General features: G+C 75.0%; 21 protein-coding genes and 1 pseudogene. 18 read left to right on the forward strand and 4 right to left on the reverse strand.

Features of this window, described 5'->3' with window-relative positions; all coding sequences use genetic code 11:
* Window positions 1-69: 69 nt before the first annotated feature.
* The 6 genes from FNV62_RS52290 to FNV62_RS56665 all read left to right on the forward strand — a co-directional run bounded on the left by FNV62_RS52290 (window position 70) and on the right by FNV62_RS56665 (window position 7991).
* Window positions 70-1119, forward strand: a complete 1050-nt coding sequence (locus FNV62_RS52290) for an SRPBCC family protein (RefSeq protein WP_143653967.1) — start codon at window positions 70-72, stop codon at window positions 1117-1119.
* A 604-nt stretch (window positions 1120-1723) separates the two neighbouring features.
* Window positions 1724-3253, forward strand: coding sequence for a hypothetical protein (locus tag FNV62_RS52295; protein ID WP_144316282.1), 1530 nt, complete (start codon window positions 1724-1726; stop codon window positions 3251-3253).
* 191 nt (window positions 3254-3444) lie between these two features.
* On the forward strand, window positions 3445-4461 hold the full coding sequence (locus FNV62_RS52300; protein WP_225900734.1) for a 4'-phosphopantetheinyl transferase family protein: 1017 nt from the start codon (window positions 3445-3447) through the stop codon (window positions 4459-4461).
* Window positions 4462-4476: 15 nt separating this feature from the next.
* A complete protein-coding gene (locus FNV62_RS52305) occupies window positions 4477-4839 on the forward strand; it encodes a hypothetical protein (protein ID WP_144078806.1) in 363 nt (120 codons plus the stop codon).
* Between the two features lie 60 nt (window positions 4840-4899).
* The gene (locus FNV62_RS52310; RefSeq protein ID WP_144316283.1) at window positions 4900-7089 is read left to right on the forward strand and encodes a condensation domain-containing protein; all 2190 of its coding nucleotides are present in this window, start codon (window positions 4900-4902) and stop codon (window positions 7087-7089) included.
* A gap of 611 nt (window positions 7090-7700) precedes the next feature.
* Entirely contained in the window at window positions 7701-7991 is a 291-nt protein-coding gene (locus FNV62_RS56665; protein WP_225900735.1) for a hypothetical protein, read from the forward strand.
* A 298-nt stretch (window positions 7992-8289) separates the two neighbouring features.
* Here FNV62_RS56665 and FNV62_RS52320 read toward each other — a convergent pair whose 3' ends face one another.
* On the reverse strand, window positions 8290-9111 hold the full coding sequence (locus FNV62_RS52320; RefSeq protein WP_144316284.1) for an AfsR/SARP family transcriptional regulator: 822 nt from the start codon (window positions 9109-9111) through the stop codon (window positions 8290-8292).
* A 546-nt stretch (window positions 9112-9657) separates the two neighbouring features.
* Here FNV62_RS52320 and FNV62_RS52325 point away from each other — a divergent pair.
* The 3 genes from FNV62_RS52325 (at window position 9658) to FNV62_RS52335 (ending at window position 12781) form a co-directional block, all read left to right on the forward strand.
* Window positions 9658-9852 carry an acyl-CoA carboxylase subunit epsilon gene (locus FNV62_RS52325; RefSeq protein ID WP_144316285.1) on the forward strand — a complete coding sequence of 65 codons (195 nt, stop codon included), beginning with the start codon at window positions 9658-9660 and terminating at the stop codon, window positions 9850-9852.
* Between the two features lie 75 nt (window positions 9853-9927).
* Window positions 9928-11628 (forward strand): acyl-CoA carboxylase subunit beta, encoded by a 1701-nt coding sequence (locus tag FNV62_RS52330; RefSeq protein ID WP_225900736.1) that lies wholly within the window; start codon window positions 9928-9930, stop codon window positions 11626-11628.
* A 328-nt stretch (window positions 11629-11956) separates the two neighbouring features.
* Window positions 11957-12781 (forward strand): AfsR/SARP family transcriptional regulator, encoded by an 825-nt coding sequence (locus FNV62_RS52335; RefSeq protein WP_143604882.1) that lies wholly within the window; start codon window positions 11957-11959, stop codon window positions 12779-12781.
* A 249-nt stretch (window positions 12782-13030) separates the two neighbouring features.
* Here the strand turns inward: FNV62_RS52335 and FNV62_RS52340 are convergent, their stop codons facing one another.
* Window positions 13031-14224 (reverse strand): RNA-guided endonuclease InsQ/TnpB family protein, encoded by a 1194-nt coding sequence (locus FNV62_RS52340; protein WP_143604883.1) that lies wholly within the window; start codon window positions 14222-14224, stop codon window positions 13031-13033.
* 475 nt (window positions 14225-14699) lie between these two features.
* On the opposite strand from FNV62_RS52340, the gene FNV62_RS52345 reads away from it, so the two are divergent.
* The 7 genes and pseudogenes from FNV62_RS52345 to FNV62_RS52375 all read left to right on the forward strand — a co-directional run bounded on the left by FNV62_RS52345 (window position 14700) and on the right by FNV62_RS52375 (window position 22212).
* The gene (locus FNV62_RS52345) at window positions 14700-15515 is read left to right on the forward strand and encodes a phosphopantetheine-binding protein (RefSeq protein ID WP_143651772.1); all 816 of its coding nucleotides are present in this window, start codon (window positions 14700-14702) and stop codon (window positions 15513-15515) included.
* 30 nt (window positions 15516-15545) lie between these two features.
* Entirely contained in the window at window positions 15546-17582 is a 2037-nt protein-coding gene (locus tag FNV62_RS52350; RefSeq protein WP_143651773.1) for a polyketide synthase, read from the forward strand.
* Window positions 17579-18460, forward strand: a complete 882-nt coding sequence (locus FNV62_RS52355; protein WP_225900737.1) for a 4'-phosphopantetheinyl transferase family protein — start codon at window positions 17579-17581, stop codon at window positions 18458-18460. Before FNV62_RS52350 ends, FNV62_RS52355 begins: the two co-directional genes overlap by 4 nt.
* A gap of 289 nt (window positions 18461-18749) precedes the next feature.
* Window positions 18750-19151: a hypothetical protein gene (locus FNV62_RS52360; protein ID WP_097281954.1), complete on the forward strand. Its 402-nt coding sequence runs from the start codon at window positions 18750-18752 to the stop codon at window positions 19149-19151.
* 81 nt (window positions 19152-19232) lie between these two features.
* Window positions 19233-19481 (forward strand): annotated as a pseudogene (locus tag FNV62_RS56670) (methyltransferase domain-containing protein); the annotation flags it as partial.
* Window positions 19482-19587: 106 nt separating this feature from the next.
* Window positions 19588-21222: an ANL family adenylate-forming protein gene (locus FNV62_RS52370; protein ID WP_143651774.1), complete on the forward strand. Its 1635-nt coding sequence runs from the start codon at window positions 19588-19590 to the stop codon at window positions 21220-21222.
* A gap of 210 nt (window positions 21223-21432) precedes the next feature.
* Entirely contained in the window at window positions 21433-22212 is a 780-nt protein-coding gene (locus FNV62_RS52375; protein ID WP_143651775.1) for a response regulator transcription factor, read from the forward strand.
* Between the two features lie 165 nt (window positions 22213-22377).
* On the opposite strand, the gene FNV62_RS52380 is transcribed toward FNV62_RS52375, so the two are convergent.
* Window positions 22378-22548 carry a hypothetical protein gene (locus FNV62_RS52380; RefSeq protein WP_164331916.1) on the reverse strand — a complete coding sequence of 57 codons (171 nt, stop codon included), beginning with the start codon at window positions 22546-22548 and terminating at the stop codon, window positions 22378-22380.
* A 256-nt stretch (window positions 22549-22804) separates the two neighbouring features.
* Here FNV62_RS52380 and FNV62_RS52385 point away from each other — a divergent pair, with 256 nt between their 5' ends.
* Both FNV62_RS52385 and FNV62_RS57385 read left to right on the forward strand, forming a co-directional pair.
* Window positions 22805-24031 (forward strand): helix-turn-helix domain-containing protein, encoded by a 1227-nt coding sequence (locus FNV62_RS52385; RefSeq protein ID WP_143651776.1) that lies wholly within the window; start codon window positions 22805-22807, stop codon window positions 24029-24031.
* A gap of 323 nt (window positions 24032-24354) precedes the next feature.
* Window positions 24355-24483: a hypothetical protein gene (locus FNV62_RS57385; protein WP_257040037.1), complete on the forward strand. Its 129-nt coding sequence runs from the start codon at window positions 24355-24357 to the stop codon at window positions 24481-24483.
* Window positions 24484-24613: 130 nt separating this feature from the next.
* Here FNV62_RS57385 and FNV62_RS52390 read toward each other — a convergent pair whose 3' ends face one another.
* Window positions 24614-25087 (reverse strand): DUF1772 domain-containing protein, encoded by a 474-nt coding sequence (locus tag FNV62_RS52390; protein WP_054229246.1) that lies wholly within the window; start codon window positions 25085-25087, stop codon window positions 24614-24616.
* Between the last annotated feature and the right edge of the window lie 161 nt (window positions 25088-25248).

Consider the following 25248-nt stretch of genomic DNA (forward strand, 5'->3'; position numbering starts at 1 on the left):
GGCGGGCGCGAGGGCGGGCTCGAGTGGCGGGGGCAGGGTGGGGGTGCGCCTGGAGGAGGAGGGGCCGGCATGTCGTCGCGCGTGCACGCCTGTGAGCACACGGTGGAGGTGGCCGCTCCGGCCGGTGTCGTGTACGGGATGCTGGCCGATGCCGCGCGCTGGCCGGTGTTCTTGCCCTCGGTCGTGCATGTCGAGCGTCTCGACTTCGACGGGGTCCAGGAGCGGCTGCGGATGTGGGAGCTGGCCGGTGAGGCCGGCGCCGGCAACCCCGACAACCCCGACAACCCCGACAACGCTGATGCCGGTGCTGATGCTGATGCCGGTGTGGGTGGTGTGCTGGGGGGGCGGGTTGGTTCCTGGTATGCCCGGCGGGTGCTGCATCCCGATGTCCGGGCGGTCGTGTTCGAGCAGGAGGATGCTGTCTGGCCTGGGAGTGTGACCTCGGGTGTGTGGAGTGTGCGGCCGGCGGGTGAGGCGGAGTGTGTGCTGGGCCTGCGTCAGGAGCGCGGGCTGGCGGTGGCGGCTGCGGACGGTGCCGGTGCCCGCCGGGAGGCGGAGGCGGATGTGCACCGCCGGCTTGCCCAGGTACGGCGGGCGGCCGGGCGGTGGGAGCAGTGGGACGAGCTGCTGCTGTCGTTCGAGGACCGGGTGCGGATCGAGGGCCCCGCGGAGCTGGTCTACGACTTCCTCTACCGGATCGGGGACTGGCCCGGGCGGGTCCCGCATGTGGAGCGGACCGGTGTGTGTGAGGACGTGCCGGGGATCCAGGTGGTGTCCCTGGACACCTGTGCGGCGCCGGGCGGGCGGACGGTGAGCACGCGGGCCGTGCGGCTGTGTTTCCCGCACGCCGGGCGGATCGTCTATAAGGAGACGCTCACGCCCGAGCTGGTTGCCGCCCACAGCGGCGAGTGGTCGCTGCTGCCGGACGCGTCCGGGGTCACGGTCGTCGCGGCCCACCAGGTGATGCTCCGGCAGGAGGCCGTCGACCCGGTGCTCGGTGCGGGCACCGGCCTGCTCGAGGCCCGTGACCATGTCCGTGCCTGGCTGTCGCGCGCCAGTACCGAAACGCTGGGCCTGGCCAAGTGGCATGCCGAGAGCACCGTGCGCCGTCTGCGGTGAACAGATGACCTGCGATGAACAGCCGACCAGCCGACCAGTCGGCCGACACCGGATGACCAGGTGACCAGTTGACTTCTCCCCCAGCTGAAGCATGGGGATTCTCCCCTCGCGGGTTGAGCTTTCTGTTTCTCAGACAGCAGCTGCCCCGAACTAACGGCAAGGGACGTTGGTACGCCCAGCAGTCTTACGCCAGCTCCACAGACCTGACATCCCGCCAGCCCGGCGGTAGGCCCGGCCAGCTTGGTTATCGCTGGCCGGACGGCCTACAAACTACCAGTCTTCTGCGGGTCGTTGGCGGTGGACGCCGATCCGCCCTGGCGGCGAATCGGCTTTCCCTGCCCTGCTCCGCAGGAGTCCGTTTCCTCCCCAGCCTGAAGGCTGGGGTATCCACGGAGGAATCCAGATGAACAGGAGGCCGGTCATGGCCGTCACCCAGCCCGCCGCGCCCAGCGCACCGGTTCCTGCCGTTACTGTCCCGCCGGCCCGGCCGGCGGCCCCGGCCCCGCCGGCCGGGGCTGCTTTCACCGCCCGGCCGCCTGCCGCGGCGTCGGTGCCGTCGGTGTCGTCGGTGGGGGAGGAGGTGGGGGGCGGGTGTGCTGTCCGTGTGGCCGGGCCGGTCCCGGGAGCGCTGGCGCACCGGTATGCCGCGCTGCCGCCGCCGCTCCGGGTGGCGCTCGCCGCGCTGCGGCTGGAGGTGCTGCTGGGTGATCCCCGCGACGCGGCCAACCCCTACAGCCTGCCCGCCCTCGCCGCCCCCGCCCTCGCCGGGGCTGCCGGGTCCGCTGCCTCTGCCGGGTCTGCCGGGGTGGGGGAGGGGGCGCGCTGGTCCGGGCGGGCGGGCGCGCTTCTTACGGCGGCCGGTCTGGGACAGGTACGCGCCGCCGACCAGCGGGTACGTGCTCTGCGCCCGCTTCTGCGCCGGGATTTGGCCCTGGGACGTGCCGCGGTCGCGTGGGGCGGCCCGGGTGTGCCGCCGCCCGCCGGGCGTGTCCGGGGGCGGGCCGGGGTGTCCTCCCCGGTGTCCTCTCCGGTGCCCGCCGCGCTGCTGGGCCCGGCGGCCCTGGTGGCCGCTGCCGGCGGTGTGCTGCGCCAGGCCGCGCTCGCGGTGGCCGGCCGCGGCAGTGGTGAGCCGGCCCTGCGGCAGTGGCAGCCCGTGCTCGCCGCCGCCTTCGCCGACCTGCTGGCCTGCGAGAGCCTGACCTGTGTGGCGCTGCGCCGCCCGGCCGCCCCCGCCCCCGCCCCCGGGACAGGGTCAGGGTCAGGGGTGGGGGTGGGGCTGCTGGGTGCGGTGGCCGGCTACGTGGTGCCGACCGTGCTGGCCGACGTACTGGCGCAGCTGGGACTGGTCCTTGCCGAATGCGGCCACGGGCCTGCCGGTACCGGGGGCGGGATGCTCGCGAAGCTGACCGGTGACCTTCCCCTGGCCGGGGTGGACGCGGCGGGCGCCGCGTACTGGCAGGCCCGCCTGGCCGGGGCCCTGCCGGCCCTGGCGGGCGAAGAGCCCCGTACCGCGCACCGCGGCCCGGTCCCCGCCTTCTTCCGGCTCGCCGACCCGCCCGCCCCCGCCGCCGGCGTCGCCGCTGCCGGGGAGCAGGGGGACGGGCACACCCCCGACGGGCACGAGCCGGACAGGCATGAGCCGGACGGGCATGAGCCGGGCGGGGACGGCGTGGGCGGGGACGGTGTGGGCGGGGACGACAGGGTGGTGCTGTCCGGTCTGCTGCGTGCCGGTGCCGCCCGTGCGGACGGCGGGGACGGCGGGGATACGGGCGGTGCCGCGCTGGGGGCGCTGGCCCGGCGGCTGCTGACCGAGCAGCGTGCGCTGCGCCGGCCGTGCCGCACGGCCGGCGCGGACCCCGGCGCTGTGGCAGCGCGGGCGCTGGCGGACCGGCAGGCCCTGCTGTGGCTGGCCGCCGCCGTGCTCGGCGTCAGGGAGGCCGCCGACGACGGCCGCGGCCTGTTTCTGGGCGGTACGCACTGGGCGCTGCTCGCGCTGACCGGCATCGCGGGACGGCTGGGCGTGCCGCTGCCCGGACCGGCCCCCGACCCGCGCGCACCCGTCTGGGCGGAACTGGCCGGCCGCGTCCGCCGCGGCGTGGACTGCGACGTGTACGCCACCCGGCTGCTGTGGTGAGCGGGCACAGCCCGGCCGACGGCCCGGGCAGCACCACACCCCCCGGGACCGCACCCCCCGGGACCGCACCCCCCGGGACTGTGCCCCCTGGCGCCGTTCCTGCCGGGGCCGTGTCCGCCGGGGCGGGTTCCGGGGGCCGGGTTTTTGGCGGGCCGGGGCGGGACGGGGCGGGGGAGGGCGGGGGAGAGCGGGTGCCCGGCCCGCTGCTGCCCGCGCTGCCGCCGGGGACCTCGCCTGTTCCGCTGCCCGGTGCACCGTCCGGTCCGCCGCGCGGTCTGTCGGCCGGTGCGCCGTCCGGTCCGTCGGCCGGTCTGCCGCCGGGTCTGCCGCCGGGTCTGTCGTCCGGGTGGGGGGCCGGGGGGCTGTCCGGGCTGTCGCCGGGGCCGTTGTTGCATGTGGCGGGGCCGGACGGGCCGTGGGAGCAGGTGCACGACCAGCTTGCCGGGCAGGGCCATGCCCTGGTGCACACCACCTGGGGGCAGTGGCTGGCGGCGGCGCTGCTGGATCCCGGGCTGCGGTCTCTGCTCGGCCGTGACTGGCCGCGTTACCGGCAGACGGCCGCCCCGGCGGGCCGGCTGCGGTTCGCCGTCTCCCGGATGGTCCTCAAGCACACCGCGGCCGCCGCGCTCCAGGTTCCCGCGGACGCCCTGGACCTCGCCTACCGGCCGGGCGGCCGCCCGCATCTGCGCGGCCTGGCCGAGGCCGAGGTGAGCCTGGCCCACACCGACGAGCTGATCGTGGTCGGCATCAGCCGCAGCGGGCCGATCGGGGTGGACGCCGAGCCCGTCACCCGCCGGCCCTCTTTCGAGCTGCTGCACCCCTACGTGTGCACCCCGGACGAGGCCGCGGAGCTCGCCGCGCTGGGCGAGGACGAGCGGGCGCTGCGGCTGCTGCACCTGTGGACCCTCAAGGAGGCCTACACCAAGGCGCTCGGGCACGGCATGCGGCGCCGTTTCTCGGCGGTCGGGTTCCGCCGCGACGAGCAGGGCCGTACGGTCCTGGCGGGCGAGCCGGACGGCGCGGCGCGGTGGATTCTGGCCACCCATCTCCTCCACGGCCGGTATCTGGTCAGCAGCGCCCGCCGTCCGCCGCGGGAAATCGAGACCGCTTCGCGGCCCGCTCCATACCCGCTCGAGGAAACAGGCCTCCCACCTGCGGCGACGTTAGGCTGGCAGCTGCCGGGCAGCTCCGGCGCACAGCCGACATGACGAGAGGCGGGCGTCGTGAACCACCGTGCAGCCATCCCACCGCACCCGGCCCGGCCCGCCCCCGCCCGGCCCGCCCCCGTGCGGCCTGTCTTCGCGCGGGGCGCCGCCGCGGGACGTCCCGGCGGCAGCTTTCGCCGCCGCCCGGCCCGTCGCGGGCCGGGCGCCGCGGCCCGCGCCCACCGCCCGGCCGGCCCGTCCGCCGTCACCCCGCCCGAGGCCGTCCCGCCCGCACCCGAGGCTGCCGCACCCACACCCGCACCCGCAGTGGCCGTGCCCGCCGTGCCTGCCGCGCCTGTCCTCCCCACACCCCTGCCACCCCTGCTGGCCGTGCCGGTCTCGCCGGTTTTGCCGGCCGTGCTGGTTCTGCTGGTCGGGTAAGGGGTGCGGGGGGCCGGTCCGCCGTGCCGCGGGGGCGGGTCCTGGGGCCTGGGAGGCCGGATGAGCAGCCAGGGTGTGCCGCGGGGCGCTGTTCTTGCCGTGGTCCATGAGCCGGTGGCGCTGTCGCCGGGCGGTCCGCTGGTCCTGGAACTGCGCGGCCCGCTGGGCCCGGCGGACGCCGAGACGGTCGCCGCCCGGCTCGCGCAGCGCCACCGTGCCTTCGGTGTCGCGCTGGACAGTCACCGGCCCGGTCACCACACGCTGCGCCTGACCCCGCCCGCCGCGGGCGGGCTTGCCGCGCTGCCCGCGGACCTGCTGGCCGACCTGCTGGCGCCGCCCCCGCCGGGCGGGGAGATCCTCCCGGTCACCGGACACCAGCAGACCCTGCTGCGCGCCGCCCTCACCCCCGCCCCCACCAGCACCAGCACCAGCACCAGCACCAGCGGCAGCAGTGACGGCAGTGATGGCGGTGACGGGGGCGGGGTCGAGCAGTTGTACTGGGACTGGTCCGGGCCTTTCGACGTGGCGCGGTTCGCCGCGGCGTGGCAGTCCGTCGTCGACCGGGAGTGTGTGCTGCGGGCCTGTTTCGACTGGGTCGCCGCGCCGCGTCTGGTGCTGCACGCCCGGGCCGAGGCGGACATCGCGGTGTGTTCCCCGGCCGCCGTCACCTGGCCCCAGCTGCTGCGGCGGGACCGGGCGCGGGGGTTCGCGCTGCACCGGCCGGGGCTGCTGCGCCTGACCCTGCTGGCGGCGGAGCCCGGCGGGGGCGGGGGCGCGGCGCCGCCGCGGGTGCTGCTGACCTATCACCCGGCCCTCCTCGACGAGCGGGGTGTGCACCTGCTGCTGCGGGAGTTCTACCGCGCCTACGCCGCCGGCGGCGTCCTGCCGGGCGGGGAACGCCGTCCCGATCTGCGCGACCATGCCCGCTGGCTGGCCGGCCAGGACACCACGGCCGCGCGGCAGTTCTGGGCCCGCGCGGTGCCGCCGCCGCGGGCCGCCACCCGCCCGGGGCGGCCGGGCGGCGCCACCGGGCAGAGCGGGCCCGGTCTGCTGCACACCCGGCTGCGGGCGCCGGAGACCTTCCGGCTGCGTTCCTGGGCCGCGCTGCGCGGCGCCGCCGAGTCCAGCGCGCTGCACCTGGTGTGGGCGCTGCTGCTGTACCGGGCGGCGGGCGTTTCGGGGCCGCTGCCGGTGAGTTTCGGGGTGCAGCTGTCGGGACGGGACATCGCCCTGCCGGGTGCCGCGGGCATTCCCGGTCTGCTGGACAGCCCGCTGCCGATGACCGTGACCGTCGATCCGGCCGCCCCGCTGGCCAGCCTGCTGCACCAGGTCCGCGACGCGCTGCTGGACCTGGCCGCCTACCCGTGGGCCAGCACCGAGACGATCCGTGCGTGGGCCCCCCGCCCGCCCGCCGCCCCCGCCCCCGGTCCCGCTGCCGCCCCTGCCGCCGGTCCCGCTGCCGGTCCCGGCCCCGGTGCTGTTGCGGGTCCTGCTGCGGGTGTTGGTCCGCTCTGCGGTGCCGGCAGCACTCTGGTGCGTTTCGACGGCCCGCTTGTGCTGCCGAAGGTCCTGCGCAGCGAACTCGCCGCCCAGGGCGTCCACGCGGACACCCCCCGCAGCGCGGCCGGCGCCGCCGGCGGGCCCCTGACCCTCGCCGCCCGGCACGACACCGCCGGCGGCCTGGTCCTGGGCCTGTTCTACGACCGGGCGCAGCTCGCGGACGAGGACGCCGCCGCCCTGCACTCCCAGTGCGTACGCCTGCTGCGCGCGCTGCCCGAGTTCCGGCAGGCCCAGGCCAGTGCCGGACAGCTGCTGGACCTGCTGGCCCGGGCCGCGACACCGCGCATGGCCCGGCCCGTGCCGCCCGCGCCGCACCCCGCCCTGACCGTGCTGCGGCCCGGGCATCCGCACGCGGACGTGATCTGCCTGGTCACCGCCCCGGGTGTGCCGGCGGGCAGCTACGACCTGTTCGTCCGCGGCCACCGCGGCCCGGAGGAAATCGTGGCCGTGCACGGTGACGGCGCGCCGGGCGTGCTGCCGGCCGCGCTGCACCAGGCATCCGGGCCGGGCCGGCGCCTGGTGCTGTGCGGGTGCGGGCCCGGGGGGAGGGCGGCCTACGAACTCGCCCAGCGCACGCCGCATGCTCCCGGCATGGTTTCGGCCGTGGTCATGACCGGCATCGGCGACGCCGCCGCCAGCGCGTCCGCCCTCGCCCGCGGGGTGCGCTCCGTCCTCACCCCGCCCCCCTGAACCCGCCCCGCCGTGCCGGAAACTGGCGCCGCAGCGCGCGTCCTGCCGCTCTCCCGGGCCGGCACCGTCCGCAAGAGACGGCCTGGAGCGGCGGAATGTCCCTGCCTGCCGACCGGACCGCCCTGGACCTGCTCGATGCGTACCTGGAGGCGCTCGGGGACGGAACGGACCTCCCGATCCCGCAGGGGCTGGTCCGCCTTGCGGCGGAAGGAGGGGGCCAGCTCGTCCACTGGGCCCTCGGCCGGCTCCGGCGCATCCCCTGCGAACCGAAGGGCACCTTTGCCCGCCGAGCCGGCAGTCTGCCGGCGGAGTTCCGCTCCCGCCGCTGTCCCTGGAACGCGGCGGCGCTGCGGCTGCTCGGCGACACGTACACCTTCGCGGCTACCGGCCCCGGCGGCACGAGGACTGGGCGCACGACGTCCACGCCGTGCTGCACCGGTCGGTTGCCGACCCCGGGGCTGGGTCCGGCTGGACCGGGACCGCACCAACACCGCCCGCCACACGGTGCCCGCGTACCCCTTCGGCCTCCCGGACGCACCAGAGTTCCCCGGCCGCCTGTACCCCCTGGAGGCCAAGGCGGCGGTCGCCGCGCTCGCCGTCATGGCCGAGGAATGGCAGTCGGAGCCCGCCCCGTCCGCTCCCGCCCGGACCGGGACGCCGTGCCGGCGGATGCCCGGACCCTGCTCGACCGGTACGGGCCCGCCGCGCGCTGCTGGACCAACGCGACGGCCGCCGCCTGTGACCCGGCCCCGGACTTCCTCGCAGCAGGCCTCCAGGGCACGCAATCCCATGGCTTCGTCACCTGCGAGTACCTCAACGGCCTCGACCTCTTAGAGGACCTGGGCCTGATCGCGGTGACCGGTGACGAGGTGGGCGTCTTCTGGTCGTTCGGGGCGTACTGACGACGTTTCGAGAAGGCCGGCTGGCGGCCGGCTGCCACCGCGCCGGCAGCCCCGCGGCCGGACGCCACCGCCGCTGAGGCGGACCGGGCCCGGTCCGGCCCGCAGCCACAGCGGCGGACGGGCCGCCGGGCCGCCCGGCAGGACCCCGCCCGCCTGCGCGCATCCCCTTGCCCGCCGTGCATGGCCCTGCTCCTGCTCCTGTGCCTTCCCGTAGGCCGCCGGCCTGCAAAACACCCCTCCCGGCCCCGGCCCGTGGCCGTGGCCGGGAGGGGGCGGGCAGCGGCGGGAGGCGGGTCTGTCAGGCCGTGAACAGATCGTAGGTGGAGCTGTGGCGCGGGCCTGCGAGGACGTCCAGCTGGGGGTCGACGGTCAGGACGGCCTGGTGGAGGCGTTGCAGCTGGGGGGAGGGTTCCACGCCCAGGTCCTCGATCAGCCGCACCCGCAGCCGGCGGTAGACCTCCAGCGCGGAGGCCTGCCGGCCGGAGCGGTAGAGCGCCACCATGGCCTGGGAGTGCAGTCCCTCGTGCTGGGGGTGACGGGCGGTCAGTTCGATGAGCTCGGCGATGAGTTCGGCGTGCCGGCCCAGCCGCAGGTCGGCGTCGATGCGGCGTTCCACGGTGACCAGCCGGCTCTCCTCCAGCCGCACCACCTCGATCTCCAGGACCGGCCCCAGCCGTACGTCGACCAGGGCGGGGCCCTGCCACAGGCCCAGGGCCTCCTTGAAACGGGCGGCGGAGACCTCGTCGTCGCCGCTCTCGAAGGCGGCCTGGCCCTCCCTCGTCAGCCGGTCGTACTGGTGCACGTCGACGCAGTCGGGCGGGATCTGCAGCAGATAGCCGCCGTGCCGGGTGGTCAGCACCTCCTTGGCGCCGCCCGGCGCACCGGGCCCCATCGCGGTGCCCAGCCGCCGGCGCAGCTGCAGGATGTAGGTCTGCAGCGTGGTCAGCGCGCTCTGCGGCGGCTGTGTCGCCCAGATCTCCTCCATGAGGGTCGGGACGGGCATCACCCGCCCGGGATACAACGCCAGCAGCGACAGGATCTGCCGCGGCTTGCCCGCGCTCGGAACGATGGATCCCCCGTTGACCTCGGCACTCAACGGACCCAGAACCTGAATCCTCACGGTCTCCTCCGTATTCCGCATTCCGTATGTCGTCGAGCTCCTTGTCCCGTTCCACTTTGTTGGCCGGAAATCCGCGCCGCCGCTCACGCTAGCCGCGGCCGTCCCCGTCCAGCGTTTTCCTGGATCCGTTCTCGAGCGGACTTCCAAGTCCGGTGCCGCGTACGGCGTTCGGCGCGCTGGAGAACGTGTGTACGGCCGCTCGAAGAGAACTCCTGATTCCGCTGTCGCCGCACTCCACACGGCTACCGTCGTCCCCCTTTCCAGCGCGCCGGCGCGGGGCCGCCCGGATCCGTAATCACCGCCACCGGCGCAGTCAAGACACCATGTCCCCGCCCCCGCCGCATACGCGCCGCCCCGCGCGCCGCCCGCGCCGCCCCCCGGCCCCCGCCGCCCCTCCGCCCGCCCGCACGGGCGGCAGCTGGCCGAAGCGTTTCCCTCCGCCCCCGCACACACCCCCGCCCTGCCGTGTGCAGTGCTCTTCGAGCGCAGTGAGAGCGGTTCTTGAGCCCGGTGGCAGACGGTGTCCCCACGACCGAAGGAGGGGGTATGGGAACGCCGGAGCAGCACGAGCCCGTCCTGCGCGTGGAACGCGGGCAGGCCAGCGACGAGGAACTGGCCGCACTGACCGTGGTGCTGCTCGCACTGCGCGCGGGCGGCGCGTTCCCCCGCCGGGGCAGGCCGGTCAACGGCTCCCGCTGGTGGCGGCCCCGCACCCACCGGGCCCCGCGCAGCTGGCAGTGACACCGGCCCCGCACCCACCGGGCCCGGCGCGGCTGGCGGTGATGCGGAACTACCCGCCCCAGAAAGGGACCTGACATGGCATTGACCACCGCCCCCGCCCGCACCCAGGGCTCCGCCCCCGCCCGCACCCAGGGCTCCGCCCCCGCCCCCACTCCCACTCAGGGCCCCGTCTCCGTCCAGGGCCCGGCCCCCGCCACGGGCCCCGCTTCCGCCGAGCCGGGACCGGCCGGTGTCCGCGGTCGCGTGGCCGAGCTGCACGCGATCCGTGAGGCGGCCCGGCTGGGCCCGGGGGAGAAGGCGACCGCCGCGCAGCACGCCAAGGGCAAGCTGACCGCCCGGGAACGCATTGCCCTGCTGCTGGACGACGGCAGCTTCCAGGAGGTCGAGCAGCTGCGCCGGCACCGGGCGACCGGGTTCGGCCTGGAGGCCAGGAAGCCGTACACCGACGGTGTCGTCACCGGCTGGGGCACGGTGGAGGGCCGTACGGTCTTCGTCTACGCGCACGACTTCCGTATCTTCGGCGGCGCGCTGGGCGAGGCCCACGCCACGAAGATCCACAAGATCATGGACATGGCCATCGCGGCCGGCGCGCCGCTGGTCTCCCTCAACGACGGCGCGGGCGCCCGCATCCAGGAGGGCGTGAGCGCGCTCGCCGGCTACGGCGGCATCTTCCAGCGCAACACGAAGGCGTCCGGCGTCATCCCGCAGATCTCGGTGATGCTCGGCCCGTGCGCGGGCGGCGCCGCCTACAGCCCCGCGCTGACGGACTTCGTGTTCATGGTCCGCGAGACCTCGCAGATGTTCATCACCGGCCCCGACGTCGTCAAGACGGTCACCGGCGAGGAGATCACCCAGAACGGGCTCGGCGGCGCCGACGTCCACGCGGAGACCTCCGGCGTGGCGCACTTCGCCTACGACGACGAGGAGACCTGCCTCGCCGAGGTGCGCTACCTCCTGTCGATGCTCCCGCAGAACAACCGCGAGAACCCCCCGCACACCACCCCCCACGACCCGGCCGGACGGCGCGGCGAGATTCTCCTGGACCTGGTCCCCGCGGACGGCAACCGCCCCTACGACATGGCGAAGGTCATCGAGGAGATCGTCGACGACGGCGACTGCCTGGAGGTCCACGAGCGCTGGGCCCGCAACATCATCTGCGCGCTGGCCCGTCTGGACGGCCAGGTGGTGGGCATCGTCGCCAACCAGCCGCAGACCCTGGCCGGCGTGCTGGACATCGAGGCCTCCGAGAAGGCCGCCCGGTTCGTGCAGATGTGCGACGCCTTCAACATCCCGATCGTCACCCTGCTGGACGTGCCCGGGTTCCTGCCCGGGGTGGACCAGGAGCACGGCGGGATCATCCGGCACGGCGCCAAACTGCTGTACGCGTACTGCAACGCGACCGTGCCGCGGATCTCGCTCATCCTGCGCAAGGCCTACGGCGGCGCCTACATCGTCATGGACTCCCAGTCCATCGGCGCCGACCTCACCTACGCCTGGCCCACCAACGAGATCGCCGTGATGGGCGCGGAAGGCGCGGCAGGCGTCATCTTCCGCCGGCAGATCGCCCAGGCCGCCGACCCCGAGGCCATGCGCGCCCGCATGGTCAAGGAGTACAGGGCCGAACTCATGCACCCCTACTACGCCGCCGAACGCGGCCTGGTCGACGACGTCATCGACCCCGCCGCCACCCGCGAGGTCCTCATCCGCTCCCTGGCCATGCTGCACGCCAAACACGCCGACCTGCCCTCCCGCAAACACGGCAACCCCCCGCAGTAACCCCCGCCCCGCCCCCCGGCCCGCACCGCCCCTCCCCGGCCCGGACTTCCCCCTTCCGCCCCCTTCCGCCCCTTTCCGTGCCGGGAGCAGACCCGGCGGTCTGCTTTGCGGGCCGCCGGCCGCGGCGGCCGGCGCCGGGGCCCGGCCCCTCCCCGGAGGGTGCGGACCGGGGAATTCCGGCACCCCGGCGGCCTGTTGCCCGTCCGCCGCCGGCCTGCTGCCGGCCCGTCACCCGACAGAAACAGCGCGAACGGTCTAGTATTGACAGACCGGACGTGCTGTTTTGTAATCGTGGGTGCGGCACGGCACACCGACCAGGGGAGACGGCGTGGACATCGACGTACTGGGCGCACTGGCGGTGCGGGAGAACGGGGTGTCCATCACCCCGACCGCGCCGAAACCGCGGCAGGTCCTGGCTCTGCTGGCGCTCCACGCCGACCAGGTGGTGCCGGTCGCGGCCCTCACCGAGGAGCTGTGGGGCACGGCCCCGCCGCGCAGCGCCCGCACCACGCTGCAGACGTACGTGCTGCAGCTGCGTGAGCTCATCGCGCAGGCGCTGGGGGACGACCGGGCCGCCGCCAAGGACGTCCTGATGACCCTGCCGGGCGGCTATCTGCTCGCCTCCGGCGGCGGCAGCAGTGATGTGCGCGCCTTCGAGCGGCTCGCGGGGGAGGGCTACCGGGCCATGGACCAGGGCGCCTTCGCCGAGGCGGCCCGCACCCTGGGCCGGGCGCTGGCGCTGTGGACCGGGACCGCGTTCGCCGACGTCCAGGCGGGGGCGCAGCTGGCGATGGAGGCCCGGCGGCTGGAGGAGAGCCGGCTGTGCGCGCTGGACCAGCGCATCGAGGCCGATCTGCGGCTGGGCCGCCACCGCGAACTGCTGCCCGAACTGACCGTGCTGACCAGCCGTTACCGCACCCACGAGAATCTGCACGCGCAGTTCATGCTGGCCCTGCACCGCTCGGGGCGGCGCAGCGAGTCGCTCAGCGTCTACCACCAGCTGCGCGCCACCCTCGATGCGGACCTGGGCCTGGAGCCCTCGCCGCGGCTGCGGCGGCTGCAGCACTCGATCCAGACCGCGGCGCCGGAGGCGGCACCGGCGCCCGCTCCCGCCGACGGCGCGGGCCCGCCCGCACCCGCGCGGGTCCGCTGACACGGCGCGGACCCGCGCGGGCCGGCACGGCGGCTTTCGCAGGGGTGGTACGGCAGGGTGGCTCATCCTTTGGGCGGAGGGCCGCGTCGGCGGCTGGTTCCCGGGAGCCAGGCACTGCCGGCGGGATCACCACGGCCGGGGATGTGGCGGGGTGCCGGCGGCGCCCACAATGCCACAACGGCCACCTGGGATACGACCCCTTGGAGACGCCCACCTTGACTTCCTCCCCCTCGTGAACGAGGGGGATTCCTACGGCTCGCGCCGTGGGGTTTCCTGCTTCGTCGCCGACTGCCCGCCCGGAGTGCTCCGTTGAGGTCTTACACCAGCTCCACAGGCTGTCACCGTCAGTCCGACGGCCAGCAGGTTCTTTGCGGCGTTCACGTCCCGGTCGTGGGTCGTGCCGCAGTCGCACGTCCAGGTGCGGACGTGCAGCGGCATCTTCTCTTGGAGGGTGCCGCAGGCGGAGCACAGCTTGGAGGAGGGGAAGAAGCGGTCGACCGCGATCACTTCCCGCCCGTACCAGACGGCCTTGTACTCCAGGAAACTCCGGAAATCGGCCCATGCGGCATCCGAGATGGCGCGGGCCAGGCTCCGGTTCTTGACCATGTTGCGCACGGTCAGGTCCTCGATCACGAGCGTTTGGTTCTCACGCACGAGTCGGGTGGTCAGCTTGTGCAGCCCGTCACGCCGCCGGTCGGCGATCCGGGCGTGGATCTTGGCAACCTTCCGCCGGGCCCTGGCCCGGTTCGCCGAGCCCTTCTGCTTCTTCGCAAGGCGGCGCTGGGCCAGGGCGAGCCGGGCTCGGTCGCGGCGTTCGTGCCGAGGGTTGGTGATCTTCTCGCCGGTGGAGAGCGTCAGAAGGTGGTCCAGGCCGACGTCAATACCGACCGCCGTATCGGTGGCGGCCAGCGGCTTGACACTCGGGTCCTCGCACAGCATGGAAACGGACCAGCGTCCGGCGGAGTCCTGGGAGACGGTCACCGTGGACGGCTTCGCCCCCTCGGGGAGCGGTCTCGACCAGACGATGTCCAGCGGTTCGGACATCTTGGCCAGGGTCAGCTTCCCGTCGCGGAAGCGGAAGCCGCTGGTGGTGTATTCGGCACTCTTGCGGGACTTCTTCTTCGACTTGAAGCGCGGGTACTTGGCCCGTTTGGCGAAGAAGTGGGTGAACGCCGTCTGCAAGTGCCTCAGGCACTGCTGGAGCGGGACCGAGGAGACGTCGTTGAGGAACGCCAGTTCCTCGGTCTTTTTCCACGCCGTCAGCATCGCGGAGGTGGTGTTGTAGTTGACCCGCTCCTGTCGCGCCCACGCCTGCGTACGGGCCGCAAGTGCGAGGTTGTACACCTTGCGGACGCAGCCGAACGTGCGCGACAGCTCTGCTGCCTGCTCGTCCGTGGGATAGAAGCGGTACTTGAATGCCCGCTTCACATGCGTCGTGGTCACGCTCACAAACTAGCGTCACGACAGGTAAAGATCAGACCTGGGGGTCAGGACACGGTCTTTCGCCCTGGCGGCGAAACCCCGCTCCCTGCCCTGCTCCGCAGGGGTTTCGTTTCCTCCCCCGGCTGAAGCCAGGGGTGTCCACGAAAGGACTCGGTTGACATCTCCGCCAGCTGAAGCAGGGGGATTCTTCCCTCGCGGGTTGAGCTTTCTGCTTCTCAGACAGCAGCTGCCCCGGATCAACGGAGGGGGACGTTGGTGCGCCCAGCAGTCTTACGCCGGCTCCACAGACCTGACATCCCGCCGGCCCGGCGGTACTTGGCTATCACCGACTGGGCCCGGCAATGCTACGACATCCGCGGGCAGTTGCCGGTGAACGACGATCCGTCCTGGCGGCGAATCGTCTTCCCCTGCCCTGCTCCGCAGGAGTCCGTTTCCTCCCCGGCCTGAAGGCCGGGGTATCCACGGAGGAATCCAGATGACATCCGTCCCTCAGCCGCCCGCGGCCTCGCCGACGCCCGTGGCCGATGTGCTCGCCGAGCTCACCGCGGTGCTGGCGGGCATGATGCGTATCGAGCCGCAGACGCTCGACGCGCAGGAGCCCTTCCGGCTGCTGGGCCTGGACTCGATGCTGTCGGTCGAGTTCGTCGCGGCGCTCAACGCCCGCTACGGCACCCGGATCGCGGCCACCGCACTGTATGAGCACCCGACGCCCCAGGCACTGGCCCGGCACGTCGCGGCCGAACTCGGCGCCCCCCGCCCCGCCACCCCCACAGACACACCCACGGACACGGACACGGAGGCAGACGTGGATGCGGACGTGGCCGCGGCCGTGGATGCGGATGTGGCTGATGTGGCGGTGGAGGCGGTCACGGACACGCTGCGGGAGCAGCTCGCCGGGATCCTGCACTGCGGGCCGGGGGAGATCGACGTGAGCGCGCCGTTCGCGGCGCTGGGGCTGGACTCGATCCTGGCTGCGGAGTTCCTGGCCGGCATCAACCGCACCTACGGCCTCAGCGAGCAGGCCGACCTGCTCTACGACCAGCCCGACCTCGGGGCCATGGCGGCGTACGTCAGCGCGCGGGCGGCGCACCGCACGCCCGCGCCGGGCCGCCTTGGTGCGGCTTTTGCCGTCCCGGCCGGGCAGCCGGGGCCGTTTCCGGCGGGCCCGGCGCCGGGCGGCGCCCCCGTCGCGCCGGCGGGGGTCGATCTGGACGCGCTGCTCGACGCGGTACGTGACGAGGTGCTCAGCATCGACGAGGCGGCCGCCCTGCTGGCGGCCCGCTCCGCCTGACGGACCATCCGAGACGAAGGGCGCACGGTGATGGACACCCGGGAGATCCTGACGCGGTTCAAGGGCGGCACCCTGCGGCGTGAGCATGCCGTGGCCCTGCTGGCCGGCACTTCGCCGGTGGTGGCCCCGCCGGTCGTGGCCCTGCCCGTGGCGGCCCTGCCGGCGGCGGACCGTGAGCCACTGCCCACCCCCGGCCCCGGCCCCACCCCCGGCCCCGCCCCCGGCCCTGGTCCCGGTGCCGGTGCCGGCGACGGGCCGGGGGCCGGTGCGGGCATGCCGTGTGCGGTCGTGGGGATCCAGGGCCGTTTCCCGCAGGCGGGGGATCTGGAGGCGTTCTGGCGCAACGGGCTGCAGGGGCGGATCGCCGAGGCCGCGCTCCCGGGCGGGCGGCGGTCGGCGTGTGCGGGCTGGCGGGGGCATTTCCTGGACGGTGTGGAGGAGTTCGACCCGGACCTGTTCGGGCTCGGTGCCCGGGAGGCGGCGGGGCTGGACCTGCGGGAGCGGCTGCTGGCGCAGAGCGCGTGGCAGACGCTGGAGAGCGCCGGATACGCCGGAGCGCGCCTGGAGCGGCTCACCGCCCCCGACGGCACGGCGCGCAGCGTGGGGGTGTATGCCGCGCTCGGCCCGGCCGGCGGTGCGCTGCCGGGCACCGGGCACCGGCACACCGCCCCTCCGGCTTCCCGGCCCGGGCCGGCCGCGCGGCTGTCGCGGCTGCTCGACCTGCGAGGGCCCAGCCTGAGCGTGGACAGCGGTGACTCCTCCTTCCTGACCGCGCTGCACCTCGCGCTCGGTGCGCTGCGCGCGGGCGAGTGCGCCGCGGCGCTGGTCGGCGCGGTCGAGCTGCGCCTGCATCCGGCGTGCCAGCGGCCCGGCGCCGGTGAGGGGGTGGCGGCCGTGCTCCTCAAGCCGCTGGCCGCGGCCCGTGCCGACGGTGACCGCGTGCACGCCGTGATCCGCTCCAGCGCGGTCGGCCACCCGGGCCGCGCCGCCCCCGGCCCGCAGTACGGCCGGCTGGTCGGCCGGGCGCTGGCCGCGGCCGGCCTGCGGCCCCCGGGCACGGGCCCGCAGCCTCCGGACGCCGGCCCGCAAGGCCCGGACGCCGGCGCGCAGTCGGAGGTGCCGGACGCCGGCCTGGAGGCTGTGGGGGTCGCTCTGCAGGAGAGTTCCCGGACGGTGGCGGCGCTGGTGGGTGATGCCGGGGCGGTGACCGGGGCGGCGGCTCTGGTCCGCGCCGTGGGGCAGCTGCGCCATGCCGTGCTGCTGGCCGGCCCGGACCGCCCCGCGCCCGCCGCCTGGGAGCCGGCCCGCAGCGACGACGGCACCGTGCTGCCCCGCAGGGCGCTGGTCAGCGTGCCCGGACCCGCAGCCCCCGCAAGCTCCACGGACGCCGTAGGCCCCGCAGACGCAGTGGATGCGGCAGACACTGCGGACGGCACGGACGGCGTGGATGGCACGGACGGTGGGGAGGGTGTGGGGGTGGTGCTGGTCGTGGAGGAGGCGCCCGCCGTCCCCCGCGCCCCGGCCCGCACGGGCCCGCCGCCGGGCACGGGTCCCGCGGAACTGGTGCTGCTGTCCGCCGCGACGCCCGCGCACCTGGCGGCCACCGCCGGCCGGCTCGCGGCCCGCCTGTCCGACGACGGCGGCGGCGGCCCGGCGGGCCCGGATCTCGCCGCGGTCGCGCACGAACTGCGCCTGGGGCGAGCGGTGTTGCGCTGCCGTCTGGCGGTGACCGTCCGCACGGTCGCCGAACTGGCCGACGCGCTGGCCGGCTTCGCCGCGCACCCCGGCCCGGGCACGGGCCCGGCGGGTGTGCGCAGCGCCGATCTGCGTACCGCCGCGGGCCCGCCGCTGATCGAGGGACTCGAGGAGACCCGCGCCTATGTGGCCGCCCTGTGGCAGGGCGGCCGCCTGGAGCAGCTGACACGGCTGTGGCTGGCCGGGGCCGACGTCTGCGCCGTGCTGCCCGCGCATCCCGGCCCGGCCGCCGTCGAGCTGCCCGCCACCGTGCTGCGGCCCCGCCCGCTGGAGCCCGGCCCCGGCCCCGGCACGGACGGAGCACCGCAGTGACCACCCGCCCCGCACCCCCGGCCACCCCCGCCCCCATCCCCGGACCCGGGGCCGCCCCCGCTTCTGGTGCGGGGGGCGGGGAGCCGGTCAAGCTGTGGCTGTGTCCCAACGACGGCCTGCCGCCGGAGGTCGCCGGCCTGCTCGCCACGCACTGGCTGGACGCGCAGGAGCAGAAGACCGCGAGCCGCTTCCTGTTCGAACGCGACCGGCGCCAGTACCTCCTGGCCCACACCCTGGTGCGGCGCGCGCTGGCGCTGGAGGCGGGCCTGGCCGAGGCGGAGCTGGTCATCTGGCGTTCCGCGCGGGGACGGCCCTTCTTGCGGCCCGCCGCCGCGGGAGGGCCGCGCGGCGGGTCCCAGCTGGACTTCAACCTCTCCCACGCGGGCGGCTACAGCCTGCTGGGCATCGTGCGCCGGCACCGTATCGGCGTGGACGTGGAACGGCTGGAGGACCGGGACGAGCGGGCCATCACCACCATCGTGCGCACCTTCGCCGCCCCGGAGCGGGAATGGGTCGCGCGCGCCGCCGCCGGCCCGGCCCGCGACCGGCGCGCGCTGCGCGTGTGGACCCTCAAGGAGGCCTACTCCAAGGCCCGCGGCCTGGGACTCGGGCTGCCCTTCGACGCGTTCGCCTTCACGCTGGACGACGAACGCGGCGTACGCGCCTTCACCCCGCCGGCCGACGACACGGCCCGCCCGTGGCGGTTCGTCGAACTGGAGCCGGTGCCCGACGTGCTGGTCGCCGTCGCCGTCCCCGCCGACGAGGCCCAGGACCCGGTCCTGCACCTCGGCTACGGCTTCCCCTGGAGCCGCGCGGCACTGCGCAGCTTCCCGCTGCCCCGCCCGGTGGGCGGACATCCCTCAGCACTCCCCGCATAAGACGAGAAGGCAGAGGGGTGGGAGATAACGGTCGAAGGTCACGGCGTACGAGCTGCGGAAGACCCCTGCCGGTGCTGTAGCCGGCCGCGGGACGGACGTTTTCCTGCGGGAACGGAGCAAGTGAGGGCTGACGGAGATGATTTGTCGATCTTGTCATGTTGGCTGCCATCGTCTGTCAAGTCCCGAGAAGCAGCGGCATGACGCAGTTCACCGGCGAGGGCTTACTTGAGGCATGGGTTCACACAGACCAGGTGGCCCGCCTCTTTCCTTCCGTTCAAGGAGAATCGCCATGACCCGCATATCCCGCACCCAGCGTCTCGTCCTGCTGACCGCCACGACCGCCCTGGTCTCGGGAGGAGGCCTCCTGTCCTCCAGCGCCTTTGCCGCTCCGGCGACGCCGCACTCCGCTCCGGCCATTACGGCCACGTCTCACAGTGATCGTGGTGACGGTGACTGGCACAACCAAAGTGATCGTGGTGACGGTGACTGGCAGAACCACAAGGACAAGGACAAGAAGCGTGGTGGCAAGACGGTCAAGGTGACCAAGAAGGAAACCACCAAAGAGGTGGAAGTCCGCCCGGACGGGACCCGCATCTTCAGGCAGACCACGAAGGAGACCACGAAGGAGACGAAGAAGGGCTTCCACAAGTCCGACAACGAGCTCCACGGTCCGGTCAACGGCCGTCAGTAACGGCCGGTTGCCGCAGCCGGTAACGGCTGAATCCGGGCCGCCGGTCACAGACCGTCGGCCCGGAGTGCTGTGTGCCGGGCAAACAGGAACCCGCTGGCCCCCGGATCCGCCGACATCCTCACCTACGCCCAGGCCTGGCACTGAACCGACCCGCGCAAGTCCGTCCCGGAAGCCGTCCGGGTGCTGCGCCCCGGCGGCGCACTCGCCCTCTGGTGGAACGACTCGGACAGCGCGGTCCCCTGGATAGCCGGCCGGGACGCCCACCTGCGCCGCCTCTTCGGTGCCGGCACCGAAGAGCCCGACCCGATGGCCCGGGTTCGTGGCCTGCCGGCGCGCCCGTCTCCAGCGGGTTTCGAAGGGGTCTCGAGCCCGGCCGCCGACCGTGGGGCATCCGGACATCCGCTGTCTTTGCTGTCTGCCGCCGGGAGGTCGTGCCGTGCCCATCCTCAGGTATCTGGAGAGCCCGCTGGACGACCTGCTGCGGCGGGCCGCGGCCCGTGACGCGCACGCCCCGGCCGTCACCGTGGCCGGGACAGGGACCGGGGTGACGTTCGCGGCCCTGGACCGGGAGGCGGACCAGGTCGCCCACTACGTGCGGCGCGCCGCGGGCCGGGCCGGCGCCGTCGTCGCCGCGGCCGCCACCCTCGATGCGGTCTTCCCCGCCGTGTACTACGGCACCGTCCGAAGCGGCCACCCGCTCGCCCTGCTCGACCCGCTGATGGGGCCGGCCGCCCTGTACGAGGTGTGCTCGGCGGCCGGGGCCGAGATCGCCTTCGTACCCGCCGCGCTGGCCGGGCTGCTCGCCGGGCTCGGTGACCGGCTGCCCCTGCTGCACACCGTCGTCCTCACGGACACCCCGGCGGACACGGCAGCGGACACGCCGGCGGGCGGGGCAGCGGGTGCGGGCGGGGGTGTGCCGCTGGCGCGGGCGCTGGCGTCGGTGCCCGCCGGCGTGCCCGCGCGGACACCGGCGCCGGGCGTGGACGCGGTGGCGTGCCTGCAGTTCGCCCCGGACGGTGCGGGCCGGCTGAACGGGGTGCGGCTGACACACCGCAACCTCCTCGCGGGCGCCGCCCAGACCGCCCTCGCCCACCGCCTGGGCCCCTCCTCCGTCGTCCTCAACCACCTGCCGCAGTACCACGCCGTGCACCTCAACTCGGCCGTCCACGCCGGGGCCCGGCAGGTGCTGTGCCCCGGCCCGGATCCCTTCGGGGCGCTGGAAGCAGCCGCGCGGGCCGGGGCCACCCACTTCTACGCCCCGCCCGCCCGGCTGCACCGCCTCGCCGGCGACCCCCGGCTGGGCGCGGCCGGTGCCCGGACGGGCGCCCGCCGGCTGAGCGCCCTGCACGTCAGCGGCGGCGCGCTGGAGCCCGACCGCGCCCGCAGGCTGCGCGACGCGCTGCGCGTGCCGGTCCTGCAGGGCTACGGCCTCACCGAGGTGTGCACCCTCTCCCACCACCAGCCGCCCGGCTCGCGGCCCGGCTTGGGCGCGGTCGGGGTGCCGCTGCCGGGCACCGAGTGCCGGGTCGTCCTGCCGGGCGGTACGCGGCCCGCGCCGGTGTGGTCGACCGGTGAGGTGCAGATCCGCGGGCCCCAGCTGAGCCCCACCGCCCCGGCCGGCCCGGCCGGGGCGGTGCCGGACGCGGACGGCTGGCTGTCCACCGGCGATACGGGCTATCTCGACGCGGACGGCGGACTGCACCTGGTCGACGCGTCCGGGTCGGTGTTCGCCTGCGACGACGCCCTGGTCGCCCCGGCCGTGGTGGAACGGGTCATCGGCCAGGACCCGCGGGTGGCCGACTGCATCGTCGCGGACTGGCCCGATCCGGCACGCGGCGCCCTGGTCTGGGCCGGCGTGGTCCTGCGCGAGAGGCCCGCCGGCGACGGCCGCGGCCTGCTCGACATCCTCGACTCGGTCGCCGAACAGGCCAACGCCCGGCTCGGCCCCGGCGAGCAGATCCGCCGCCTGGAGGCCCTCGACGCCGTCCCCCGCCGGCCGGGCGGCCGGCCCGCCCGGCGTGAACTGCGCCGCCGGCTGCACGCCCTGGCCGCCGTGGAGGCCGCCGCCTGATCCCCCGGGGGGTGCGGGAGCCAGAGGAGATAGCGGACGGATCGTGGCCCGCTGGAGCGCACCGGACACGGCCGCGCCCGCCGCCTACGGTGAGCAGGGCGGGACATCCCAGGACCCGGCAGGACAACCCAGGACCCGGCTGAACCTCCAAGGACCGGCGGGACGTCCAGGGACCGGCGGGACATCCCGGGAGACAGGGAGGAGACCGCCATGGACGAGCGGCACGCCGCACTCCGCGTGCTCCCCGCACCGGCCCCCGGCCCCGGTGAGGCGGCCGGCCCGGCCCCGGCCGCCCGTCCGGGCGTGCCGGCCGCCGTGCGTGTGCATGTGATCGGTGAGGACCCGCTCGCCCGCCGCGGCATCACCGCCCTCCTCGAGGGCCACCCCGGCATCCGCGTCACCGGCGAGAGCGAACCGGGACCGCCGCTGCTGCGCGCGCTGGCCGCCCGGCCCCCGCACGTCCTGGTCGCCCACGGCGCGCCGGGCGGCGGACAGCTTGCCGCGCCGGCCTTCGCCGGCGGGGACCTGCGGGACCTGCCGCTGCTGACCCTCGGCGGCCCGGGCCGCGCCGACGCCGCAGGGCGGGCGGCCGGCGGTCATCTGCCGGCCACCGCCACCGCCGGGCAGCTGGCCTCCGCGGTCGTCCTGGCCGCCGCCGGATACACCCTGGTGCACGGCCCCACCCCGCCCCCGCCCGGGCGCCGGGCGCCCGCCGGGCCCCTGGCGCCCATCTCGCCCGTCAGCCCCGACCGGCTCACCGACCGCGAGTGCCAGGTCCTGGACCTGCTGGCCCGCGGCCTGTCCAACGGCGAGATAGCCCGGGCGCTGACCCTGTCCGAGCACACCGTGAAGACCCACGTGCAGAACCTGCTGCACAAGCTGCGGCTGCGCAACCGCGTCCACGCCGCGATCTACGCCTTCGAATCCGGCCTGCGCGCCCCGGCCACCCCCCTGCGTCCGGCCGCCGCAGCCGACGCCCCCTGCGGCTGACCGCCCCGCCGTCCTGATCCGCCGCACCCGCACCCGCCCCGCACCTGGCGCCGGGCCCCAGGGGGGCGGGGTGAGGGGCCCCGCCCCGCCCGGCGGCGTGGGTACGCGCACGGGGGCAGTAGGGGTGCCAAGGGACACGGGGCGGGCTGGCGAGGGTTACGTGGGTTACGGGCCGGGCGGGGCGCACCGTTTGGGCCAGCCGATGTCCTCGTCGGACGGTGCGTCCGGCGCGGGCGGGGCGGGGTGGCCGGTGTCCGCCGCCGGGGAGGGGCCGCTGCCGTGTCCCGCGGTGGCCGTCCACGCCGCCCGGGGTGGTGCGCACACCGATGGCCTCATCGTCGACTCCCGGGCGTTGACCTGCACAAGGACTCCGCGCCCGGCCGGGTGCGCCGGCCGGGTCCTGCCGAGCGTGCCCCGCCGCGCTGGAGGAACGCTGGAGGAGTCCACGAGAGGCGCGTGAGAGGCGCGTGAGAGCGGCACGAGATTCCCGGCGGGGGCCTGGCAAAGGTTTGCCCGCGTGTTGCCCGGCGCCCTACGCTCGGGGCGGCTCCCGGCGAAACTTTCTTGCCCGCTCACCCCAGGGGATTCGGTCATGCTGCGACAGCCCGCGTTCGGACACCGCCTGAAAAAGCTCCGGACGGCCCAGGGGCTGTCGCAGACGGCGCTGGCCGGCGAGGGCATGTCCACCGGCTATCTCTCCCGTCTGGAATCGGGGGCGCGCCAGCCCACCGACCGGGCCGTGGGCTATCTGGCGGGCCGGCTGGGCCTGGACGTCGCCGACTTCGAGGAGCCGGTCACCGGTTCCCTGGCGCACGCGCTGACGCTGGCGTCCTCCACCGGTTCCGCGGACGCCATCGGGGCGCTGCGCGCGGCGCTGGCCGCCGAGGGCCACGAGAGCGCGGTGCTGCGCTGGCAGGCGCTGTGGCTGCTGGCCCGGGCCGCCCGGCTGCAGGGCGACCACGCCGCCGAACGCGCGGACCTCGACCGGCTGGTGGCGCTCGGCGACGAGGTGGGATCGGCCGAGCTGCGGGTGCGCGGCCTGACCCGGCTGGCCCGCTGCCTGCGCTCGCTCGGTGAGATCACCCCCGCCCTGGACGCGGCCGTCGCCGCCCACGTCCTCGCCCTGGGTGAGGACCTGGGCGTGGAGGACCGGGCCGCCGCGCTGCTGGCGCTGGTGTCGGTGCAGGCGGAGGCCGGGCAGGTGCCGGAGGCGCGGGTGCACGCCGACGAACTGGCCGCGCTGGTCGCCGGCCGCACCGACGTGCTGTGGGCCGAGGCCATGTGGACGGCCGCCGCCGTCCGGGTGCGCCAGGGCGACCACACCGGGGCGCAGGCCTTCCTGGATGCGGCCCTGGAGCGTTTCAGCAGCCAGGAGGACCTGGTGCTGTGGCTCAGGCTGCGGCTGGCCGCGGGCCGGCTGCACCTGCAGACCCTGCCCCCCGACCCCGCGCGGGCCGAGGCCTGCGCCGCCCAGGCCGAGGCCGCCCTCGCCTTCGTCGGCACGCCCGCCCTGCGCCAGGACCTGACCGCGCTGAAGGCCGATCTGGCGTTCGCCACCGGCCGCTACGACGATGCCCGCGCCCTGCTGGGCGACCTGGCCGGGGACGAGCCGAGGATGACCTACCGCGACCGGGTGCGGCTGGAGATCCTGCGCCAGCAGCTGCTGATCCTGGGCGGCGACGCCTCCGGCGTGGAGGGGCTGCGCACCCTGGCGCAGCAGGCCCAGGCGGACGCCAACATCGACCTCGCGGCGGAGATCTGGCGGACCCTCGCGGACGCCCTCGCCCAGTCCCGGCCCGCCCCGGCCGAACCGGCGTGAGCGCCGCCCGCGCCCGGCCGGACCACTGCGGGAGGAAAGGGACGGGAAAGGGGAAGACAAGGGGAAGGGGAAGGGGCGGGGCAGGGAAGGGCGGGGGAAGGCAGGGGCGGGGGAGTGGGGGAATTCGGGCGGGGCGGGCAGCGTGCTGATTCCCGCCGGCCGCGGGGGAGCGCGGTGCGGTGCGGAATGCGTATTTCTTTCACCGGATTTCTCGAGGGTGCCTCGCATTCCGGTGGACGCGGCGCAATGCGCCTTGACGCGCGGTGCGGACCTTCGTGAATCTCAGTACGGTATTGGCCGCTCACGCCCGAAGGGACACCACCGTGGTCAGCAAGAAGAAGAATCCCGCAGGAAACGAGCCGGAGCTCAGCCCCGCATTCGGCAGTGAGATCACCGACGGCCCGGACGAGGACACCGAGATGTCCGTCCTGGGCAGCATCGCCCTGCAGTAGGGGCCGCCGCGGACGGGAAGCGGGAGGCAGGAGGCGGGAAGCGGGAAGCGGGGGGTGGGGCAGGGAGACCCGCGGGTCTGCCTGCCCCACCCCCCCCGCACGTCCTTCGCGGCGGCCGCCTCCCGCGGTGTCAGGACGCCACGAGTGCCACGCACATCGCGCCCAGCGCCACCGCCTGCAGCACGACCCGGGCGTTGATGACGCTGTCCCAGGTGCGCTGCAGGCCCCGCGCGTTCGGCGCGGTGCGGCAGTCGAGGGCCGCGTCGGTCAGCTCCTTGTTCACCGGCGCGCTGACCTTGTTGTAGACGGCCAGCCACACCACCAGGGCCGCCGCCGCGACGGCGGCCGCGGCGGCCGCCGTCACGCGGCCGCCGAACCCGGCCGCGACGGCCGTGGCCACCGTGGCGAGCAGGCCGAAGACGCCCGGGACGGGCATCCGGCGGTCCCCGAAACGGTGGATCTGCCCCATGGTGCTGGTCAGCACCGCGTCGTCGACGTGCGCGAGGGCCGGCCGCTGGACGATCGCGGAGAAGACGTCGGTGCCGTAGACCACCGCGTTGGCCATCGTGGCCACCACGGCCAGGGTCTGTACGAGGGTTTCCATCACAACCACCCTTGTCCGTCTGCCGGTTGCCACATGGCCTGCCGCCACGTGGATTTATCAACGCTAGATGTATTGCCGACACTATCAAGTTCAGTGCTTCGAATGCTAGCGTTGACAACTCCAGTGGTCCGCAGGGGATTCCGCAAGGACGAGGGAGCACC

The sequence above is a fragment of the Streptomyces sp. RLB3-17 genome, assembly GCF_007113425.2.
Classification (GTDB): Bacteria; Actinomycetota; Actinomycetes; order Streptomycetales; family Streptomycetaceae; genus Streptomyces; species Streptomyces mirabilis_D.

Coding starts and splice junctions, on each gene's coding strand:
- FNV62_RS52290 (WP_143653967.1), top strand. CDS start 70: ATGTCGTCGCGCGTGCACGCCTGTGAGCACACGGTGGAGGTGGCCGCT.
- FNV62_RS52385 (WP_143651776.1), top strand. CDS start 22,805: ATGCTGCGACAGCCCGCGTTCGGACACCGCCTGAAAAAGCTCCGGACG.
- FNV62_RS52375 (WP_143651775.1), top strand. CDS start 21,433: ATGGACGAGCGGCACGCCGCACTCCGCGTGCTCCCCGCACCGGCCCCC.
- FNV62_RS52345 (WP_143651772.1), top strand. CDS start 14,700: ATGACATCCGTCCCTCAGCCGCCCGCGGCCTCGCCGACGCCCGTGGCC.
- FNV62_RS52330 (WP_225900736.1), top strand. CDS start 9,928: ATGGCATTGACCACCGCCCCCGCCCGCACCCAGGGCTCCGCCCCCGCC.
- FNV62_RS52350 (WP_143651773.1), top strand. CDS start 15,546: ATGGACACCCGGGAGATCCTGACGCGGTTCAAGGGCGGCACCCTGCGG.
- FNV62_RS52360 (WP_097281954.1), top strand. CDS start 18,750: ATGACCCGCATATCCCGCACCCAGCGTCTCGTCCTGCTGACCGCCACG.
- FNV62_RS52380 (WP_164331916.1), bottom strand. CDS start 22,548: ATGAGGCCATCGGTGTGCGCACCACCCCGGGCGGCGTGGACGGCCACC.
- FNV62_RS56665 (WP_225900735.1), top strand. CDS start 7,701: ATGGCAGTCGGAGCCCGCCCCGTCCGCTCCCGCCCGGACCGGGACGCC.
- FNV62_RS52310 (WP_144316283.1), top strand. CDS start 4,900: ATGAGCAGCCAGGGTGTGCCGCGGGGCGCTGTTCTTGCCGTGGTCCAT.
- FNV62_RS52390 (WP_054229246.1), bottom strand. CDS start 25,087: ATGGAAACCCTCGTACAGACCCTGGCCGTGGTGGCCACGATGGCCAAC.
- FNV62_RS52325 (WP_144316285.1), top strand. CDS start 9,658: ATGGGAACGCCGGAGCAGCACGAGCCCGTCCTGCGCGTGGAACGCGGG.